Raw genomic sequence first — 7,688 nt, forward strand, 5'->3', positions numbered from 1 at the left:
TTCACTGTTTTTTCCCCTTGGGTTTGGATAGCCGCGCAATCGCGTTGTCCTTGCTGTCATCGACGATGACCTGGCCGTTATCGACCACGATGATGCGGTTGACCAGGCTCAATACACTCATGCGGTGGGTGGCGATGATCAGCGTGCGATGGGCCGCCCAGCGGTCCAGGTTCTGAATCAATTGGCGCTCGGTGGCTTCATCCAGAGACGCAGTGGGCTCGTCGAGCAGGACGATATGCGGCTGGCGAATGATCAAGCGTGACAACAGCAATGATTGGCGCTGGCCGCCAGAGAGGCCGAGGCCGCCTTCGAGGATCAGGTGATCCATGCCGCCCGCGAATTTGCCGACGAAGTCGGCGGCGCCGGTTACCGCCAGGGCCTGGAGGATTTCCTGATCCGATGCATGGGGCGCTCCCATGATCAGGTTGTCACGCAGGGTGCCGTGGAACAGACGCGAGTTTTGCGTCATCAACCCCACATCCCGGCGCACGTCCGCCGGGTCGATATGGCTCAGGGCAACCCCGTCGAGGCTGATGTTGCCGCTCTTGAGGTCGAGCATGCCGGCCAGGGCCTGCAGCAAGGTCGATTTGCCCGCGCCGTTACGGCCGAGAATGGCGATACGCTCGCCCGGCTGGATCTGCAGGTCCGCCACCAACAGCGCCGGCACCGGCGCTTCGTCGCAATACTGGAAGGCCGCCTGCTTGAGCACGTAGTGACCGCGCACCACCGGTAGATGCACGCGCTTGCTGCCTTCAGCGTGGTCCACCGGCAATTCCATGATGCGGTTCAAGCTCTGCAGCGCCACCTTGGCCTGCTGCCAGCGCGTGAGTACCTGGGTGATCTGCGACATCGGCGCCATCATGCGCGAGGCCAGGATCGAGGCAGCCACCAGGCTGCCAGTGGTCATATCGCTGGCCATGACCATTGGCGCCCCGAACACCACGACCACGGCAAACACCGAGCCCTGGACGTTGTTGCTCCATGCCACCAGTTTATTGGTGAGCAGGCGCAGGCGCAGACTGGCATCGCCACAGGTGGCGTTGTAATGGTTCCACTGCTGCGAAAAGCGCTGCTCGGCTTGCAGAGCCTTGATGTCGTCGAGGCCTTGTACGGTTTCCACCAACATCGCGCTGCGCAATGCGCCTTCGCGCATCGACTCGCAGGCCAAGGCCGCGAGTTTTTTCTGCGCCAGCAGGCCCGGCACCACCAGAAACAGCACGGCCACCAAGGGGACGGCCACCAAGGGGCCGGCGATCAACCAATAGATCACCAGAAACAGCAGGAAAAACGGCAGGTCCGCCAGCGCGGTCGCCGTGCTTGAGGTGATCAGTTCACGCAGTTGCTCCAACTCCTTGAGCTGGGAAATGAACGAACCGGTGGACTTGGGCCGGGCGCTGTTGCGCAGGCGGATGGCGTGCCCGAACACCAGGTCCGAGACGCGCAGGTCGGCGCGTTTGCCGAGCATGTCGGTGATGCGCACGCGGGTGATGCGCATGATGAAGTCAAAGACCAGCGCCAACATCACCCCGCCGAACAGCACATACAGGGTGGGCATGGATTCGGCGGGAATGACCCGGTCGTACACCTGCATCGAAAAGAGCACCCCGGCGAGGCCGAGTACGCTGGTGACCAGGGACGCCAGCATCACGTAGCCATAGGGTCGCAGGTCGCGCAGCACGATGGCGCTGAACCAGTTCTTTTGGTACGGCTTGATGTAATCGTCGATCCGAGTGTCGCGCACCGCGCGCATTGGCCGCAGAATCACCGTCTTGCGTGCCTGTTCAAGCAATTCGCGGCGGCCCAGACGGCTTTGCAAACCGCCATCACCGCTGTAGGCGATGCCGATGCTGTCATCCTCACCGATGAGCTCCAGCACACCGACCTGCCCGTCCGCAAACTGCACCACCAGCGGCAACTGGCGCTGCATCAGGGTCGAGGCGCAAAAGTCGCCAATCACGCAATTCAACCCGGCCTGACGCGCCATACGCCGCACCACATCTTCCACCGAAGCACTGTCGGTCCATTGGGCTGCCAGGCGCACGCTTTGCGCTGAACACTCCAGGCGGTAATGGCGGGCCACCCCAAGAATCGCCTCCAGCCATACCTCGTAATCAAAGGTTGGTGGCGGAGTGTGAGGGTGCTGCGCCGCACTCAAGTCGTCATCCAGTTTAACGGCTTCATTCATGGCCGAATCTCCACACCCTGCAAGGTGCTGTTGTCCAAATGGAACGCAGTGCGAAGCCCGCCCGTGTTGTAGAGGCAATCGATATTCAGGCGACGCAGGTCAGCCGCGGTGTTTTCCCGGTCCATGCGCGCCTGGTGGATTTCCTGCTCGGCATTGAGCAAGTCCAGCAGCGGACGCGTGCCCAGCTCAAGGTATTGCTGGCGATATAGGTCACGGGTTTCGGAGATGCTGCGCTCACGAAAATCCAGGATCGACAGACGTTGCGACAGGCTTGAGATCTGGTCGCGGGCTTCGAGCAAGCCTTGGCGAACGGCAAGCCGCGCGGCGTCGTTGGCCGCGTCGGCCGAGCGCAGCGCCTGTTGGGCCGCGCTTTTGCGCGCGGTGATTGCGCCGCCTTGGTAAAGCGGCATCTTCACGTTGAGAAACACGCCATAGCGGGTGCGATCGCGGCCGCCGGGCAAGTTGCTCTCATCGTTGTTGTCCAGGTAGTGCGTGATGGACGGGTCCAGCGACACCGTCGGCAAGGCTTCGGCACGTGCCTGTGCAATCAGTGCAAGGGCATCGATCCGCTGAGCCTGGGCGATCAGCAACGTCGGCGTGACCGCCGCATCGGGCACCACGCCCACGCAGGACTGTTCCAGGCTGGCAGGAAAGTCGCTGGTCACGTTCACTGGCGACTGCGCCCCAAGCAAGCTGCTCAAGGCGCTGCGCCAGCGGTTGAATTGCGCAGTGAACTGCATTTGGGTCGCCATTGACGCCTCGACCCGTGATCGAGCCTGGATCAGATCGGAGCGGGTGCTGGCGCCCATGTCGCTGCGTTTTTTGGCCAATTCGGCAATCGCCGAAATACCCTCGATCTGCTCACGGGCCACGGTCACCAAGCGTTGAGAGCGTTGCAGCTCGATCATTGCAAACGAGGTATCGCGGGCCACTTGGTCAATCGACAACAAGATCGACGCCTGGCTGCCGCTGACCCGCGCGAGTGCGCTGTCCACCGAGCTGGAAACCTTGCCGAAGTCATAGAGCATCTGCGACGCCGACAACGAAAACGCTCGGCTTTGGCCATTGCCACTCAAGCCGCTGTCATAGCCCGAGTTGAAACCGCCGCTGACTTGCGGGTAATAGCCGGAACGGGCGATGTTCACGTTCTCGTTTTGTTGGTACAGCTGGCCAATCGCCTCGGCAATCGCCGGGTGCCACTCTACGGCCAACTGAATGGCGCGCATGAGGTCGAGGTTGCTGGGTATGTTGCGCTGGGGTGCCACCGGTGCGCTGACGCCCGCTGGCCCTCCCGGTAAATTCGTGCCCAGGTTGCTGGGGCTGATGATGTTGACGGGTTCTTCATCGTCGAAAAGCGACGTGGCCATGACCGGCTCAATCCCTGGCGCGATCATTGCGACTGCCAGAACCGTGGCAGACAGTTGCTTGGCCAAACTCTTATGCCTCACTGCAAGTCACCTGACTGTTGTCAAACCGGATGGGGACAACAACGAACCGTGACTGGCATCAGTCACGGTCCATCGCTGCAAGCTTGTTGGTAAGGAAAACCGGGCATTGCGGCCCGGTTATCGGGAAGTGGCGTTACACCACGTTGATGCCGCTTTGTACCCACAGTTGATGGGCCTGATCTTCAGGGCTGGTGTAGATCACGTATTCCAGACCGTTCTCTACTTGCGTCACACCGCCAGTCCAGTCGCCGGTCAGGTGCACGCTGTCCTGATCGTCACCCTGAATCATCAAGCGATCCGACTCAGGCCCGGTGATGGACACCAGGTCTTCCAGGCTCAACGTCAGGTCAACCGCGCTGATATCGTTCAGGTCGATACTCTGCACGTCGCTGACTTTGCCGATCAGGTCAGTGAGGTTGATGGCAGCATCCCCTCCTTCCCACAGCAAGCCATTCGCACCCGCGCCGGCATCGACGTGGGTGAAGTCGGTGTCATCAACCACCACCGCATCGTGGTGCTGCGCATCAACACTGGCGGCGTCATCCGCGGTCTGCTCCACCGCCCCGAGGGTAGCGGCAAAGCCGGCGCCCTCAGTGGCAGGCGCGCCCGGGTTGGCGTCGTCCCAGACCAGGTCGCGGTCTGGTGAGTCGATGCGGATGTACACGTCTGCGGTCTCTTCCTGCCCCGTCGGCGTGGTGAGTTTGTAGGTGAACTTATCCACCTGGCCAATCTCATCCAGCGTCAGGCCGGCATTTGGCGTGTAGACGTATTTACCATCGGCAAAGACGGTCAACGTGCCGTGGTCACCGACGACGTTCGCCCCCGTCTGCCCAGGCACCACATAAGCCCCGGCTACCAGCACGCTCAACACCGTCAATGGCGAACCGAGCACATCCGGCCCGGCCAGGCTGCCAGCCAACAGGTCGCCGGTGGCGTTGGTCATTTCACCGGCCACAAATTGCGTGGTGAAGGTGGTGGTCAAGGTCTGGGCCACCGTGATGGTCGACAATGACAGCACCGAGCCTGTGGATGCGGTGACCCGATACGAACCAGCGTCCAGCCCGGTGAACGTATGCGACGCCTGCGTGGTGGTCTGCTGCGTTTCCCATTGGCCTGCAATCAGCTTTTGCAGATTGACGGTGGTGGACGGCAACAGGGTCAAGCCGGAAGCGCTGACATCGACCTTCAACACAGCGGTAGAGTCGGCCGCTACTACTATGACTTGGCCGGTGCCCGACCCCGTGCCGATCGCCGGCAGGTTGTAGGTCAAGGCCGGCGCGTCGGCCTCTGTCACCAGGTTGACGATCGCTATCTGCGCCGAGCCCAGATCATCGTTCGCTACCGTGCTGACCGTGCCGGGAGCCGATGGGTCTGTAGCGTTCCAGGTCACATCGACACTTGGGCTGTCGATGCGCACATACAAGGTGGCGGCGGCAGAACCACCTGCACCATTGACCAAGTGGTATTCGAACGCATCCACTTTGCCGATGTTGGCGACATCGCCGTTCGGGGTGTACTTGTAGTCACCATTGGCAAAAATAGTCAGTTGACCATATTGGCCTTGCAGCACCGTGCCGGTAGTGGCGTCGGCATCGACGAACTCACCGCCGACTTCGACCTGCACCTTGACGGGTCCGCCGTTGCCCGGCACATCCGGAGTGCCTCCCACACCAGGATCGGTGATGACGTTACCGGAGACTTCAGGGCCGGCTTCGCCAGTGAACTCAGTCAGGCTGTCGTTGGTGACGCTCAATACCGCCGTCGCCCCCGCACCGATGCTCACCAGGTTCGGATCCAGCTGGAGGGTGAAGCGATATTGCCCAGCCTGCAGCCCTTCGATCTCGGCAGTGGTACTTTGACCGAACAGGCCCAACAGATCCAGCAAGCCGGAACCGTTACTGCCCTGCTGTACCGGCAACCAACCACCCGCGCCGTCGCTTACCTCCAGAACCGCGGTGAACCCGCCCCCTAGCAGCGAAACCAGATCAGCCTGGGCAAACTCCAGGTTCAGCGTGCCGCTGGAACCCTCGGCAACCGAGAACTCTTGCACCGCGGTGTGATCACCCAGAATGATCCCGCCGACACCCAGCAGGGTGAAGACACGCATATCATCCAGGTTGGTGTTGGATGTAACGGGTTTGATGGTCACTTCGCTTGTGGCGAGGTCGTCGAAGGCTTCGAGGTCGGCGTCAGCGTCGGCATCGGCATCGGCATCGGCATCCGCATCCGCGTCAGCGTCAGCGTCAGCATCCGCGTCGGCATCAGCATCAGCATCAGCATCGGCATCCGCGTCGGCATCGGCATCCGCATCCGCATCCGCATCCGCATCCGCATCCGCATCGGCATCGGCATCCGCGTCGGCATCAGCATCGGCGTCGGCGTCGGCATCAGCATCAGCATCAGCATCGGCATCGGCATCGGCGTCGGCGTCGGCATCAGCATCAGCATCGGCATCGGCATCGGCGTCGGCGTCGGCGTCGGCGTCGGCATCAGCATCAGCGTCGGCGTCGGCGTCGGCGTCGGCGTCAGCATCAGCATCAGCATCCGCGTCGGCATCGGCATCCGCATCGGCATCGGCATCGGCATCCGCATCGGCATCGGCATCCGCATCCGCGTCGGCATCAGCATCGGCGTCGGCGTCGGCGTCGGCGTCGGCATCAGCATCAGCGTCGGCGTCGGCGTCGGCGTCAGCATCGGAATCCGCGTCAGCGTCAGCGTCAGCGTCAGCGTCAGCGTCAGCGTCAGCGTCAGCGTCAGCGTCAGCGTCAGCGTCGGCGTCAGCATCGGCATCCGCGTCAGCGTCAGCGTCAGCATCCGCGTCGGCATCAGCATCAGCATCAGCATCAGCATCGGCATCCGCGTCGGCATCCGCATCCGCATCGGCATCGGCATCCGCGTCGGCATCCGCATCCGCATCGGCATCCGCGTCGGCATCAGCATCGGCGTCGGCGTCGGCGTCGGCATCAGCATCAGCATCAGCATCGGCATCGGCATCGGCGTCGGCGTCGGCATCAGCATCAGCATCAGCATCAGCATCAGCATCGGCATCGGCATCGGCATCGGCGTCGGCGTCGGCGTCGGCATCAGCATCAGCGTCGGCGTCAGCATCAGCATCAGCATCAGCATCAGCATCCGCGTCAGCATCAGCATCCGCGTCGGCATCAGCATCAGCATCCGCATCAGCATCAGCATCAGCATCAGCATCAGCATCAGCATCCGCATCCGCATCCGCATCCGCATCCGCATCGGCGTCAGCATCCGCGTCAGCGTCAGCATCCGCATCCGCGTCGGCGTCGGCGTCGGTATCATCAATATCAACGGCGACCACGGTAGTCGGGGCAGACTCATTCCCAGCAGCGTCCGTCAAGGTGACGGCAAGCGTTTCGCCGTTAACCTGAGGCGTGTTCAACGTGACCTGGAAGTTACCGTCGTCCCCCACCATCCCGGTGCCGATTACATTGCCATCGGTATCCTTGACGGTCACCGTGGCATTGGGTTCGCCTTTACCGCTGATCGTTGAGCCGTCGGTGCTCAACGCCAGGTCGGTCGGTGCGGAAGGTGCGGTGGTATCACCCGCCACCACGGGGCTGGCAGGTGATTCATTGCCGGCAGCGTCTTTGAGAACAACGCTCAGTGTTTCGCCATTCGTCTGCGGCGTGTTCAACGCGACCTGGAAGCTGCCATCGGCAGCCACTTTGCCGGTACCAATCACATTACCGGCAGCATCGCTGATGGTGACGGTGGAATTGGGTTCGCCCTTGCCGCTGACGGTCAAACCGTCAGGGCTGACCTCCAACTCTGAAGCAGCGGCAGGTGCGGTGGTGTCAGCAGCGACAACGGTCGCAGGTAACGACACCTGGCCGGCTGCGTCTGTAAGGGTGACCTGCAGCGTTTCACCATTGGTCTGCGGCGTGCTCAGCTCAATCTGGAAGCTGCCATCGGCACCCACTTTGCCGGTACCAATCACATTACCGGCACCATCGCTGATGGTGACGGTGGAATTGGGTTCGCCCTTGCCGCTGACGGTCAAACCGTCAGGGCTGACCTCCAACTCT

At 62.1% G+C, this 7,688-nt stretch carries 3 protein-coding genes and 1 pseudogene; all 4 read right to left on the bottom strand.

Annotated features, from left to right (window positions below):
• Position 1: 1 nt before the first annotated feature.
• Positions 2 to 2,185 carry a type I secretion system permease/ATPase gene (locus tag AC07S6_RS12890; RefSeq protein WP_495112434.1) on the bottom strand — a complete coding sequence of 728 codons (2,184 nt, stop codon included), beginning with the start codon at positions 2,183 to 2,185 and terminating at the stop codon, positions 2 to 4.
• Complete coding sequence (locus tag AC07S6_RS12895) at positions 2,182 to 3,579, bottom strand: TolC family outer membrane protein (protein ID WP_495112448.1); 1,398 nt, start codon at positions 3,577 to 3,579, stop codon at positions 2,182 to 2,184. The genes AC07S6_RS12890 and AC07S6_RS12895 overlap by 4 nt, the downstream gene beginning before the upstream one ends.
• Positions 3,580 to 3,766: 187 nt before the next feature.
• The gene (locus tag AC07S6_RS12900) at positions 3,767 to 5,740 is read right to left on the bottom strand and encodes a BapA/Bap/LapF family large adhesin (protein ID WP_495112449.1); all 1,974 of its coding nucleotides are present in this window, start codon (positions 5,738 to 5,740) and stop codon (positions 3,767 to 3,769) included.
• 1,266 nt (positions 5,741 to 7,006) lie between these two features.
• Positions 7,007 to 7,684 (bottom strand): annotated as a pseudogene (locus AC07S6_RS12905) (Ig-like domain-containing protein); the annotation flags it as partial.
• Positions 7,685 to 7,688: the final 4 nt, after the last annotated feature.

This window comes from Pseudomonas sp. GW821-FHT07B01 (assembly GCF_059419065.1).

What these genes read in the sequence shown, in the direction of transcription:
- AC07S6_RS12890 (WP_495112434.1), bottom strand. Translation starts at nt 2,185, where the DNA reads ATGAATGAAGCCGTTAAACTGGATGACGACTTGAGTGCGGCGCAGCAC.
- AC07S6_RS12895 (WP_495112448.1), bottom strand. Translation starts at nt 3,579, where the DNA reads ATGATCGCGCCAGGGATTGAGCCGGTCATGGCCACGTCGCTTTTCGAC.
- AC07S6_RS12900 (WP_495112449.1), bottom strand. Translation starts at nt 5,740, where the DNA reads ATGCGTGTCTTCACCCTGCTGGGTGTCGGCGGGATCATTCTGGGTGAT.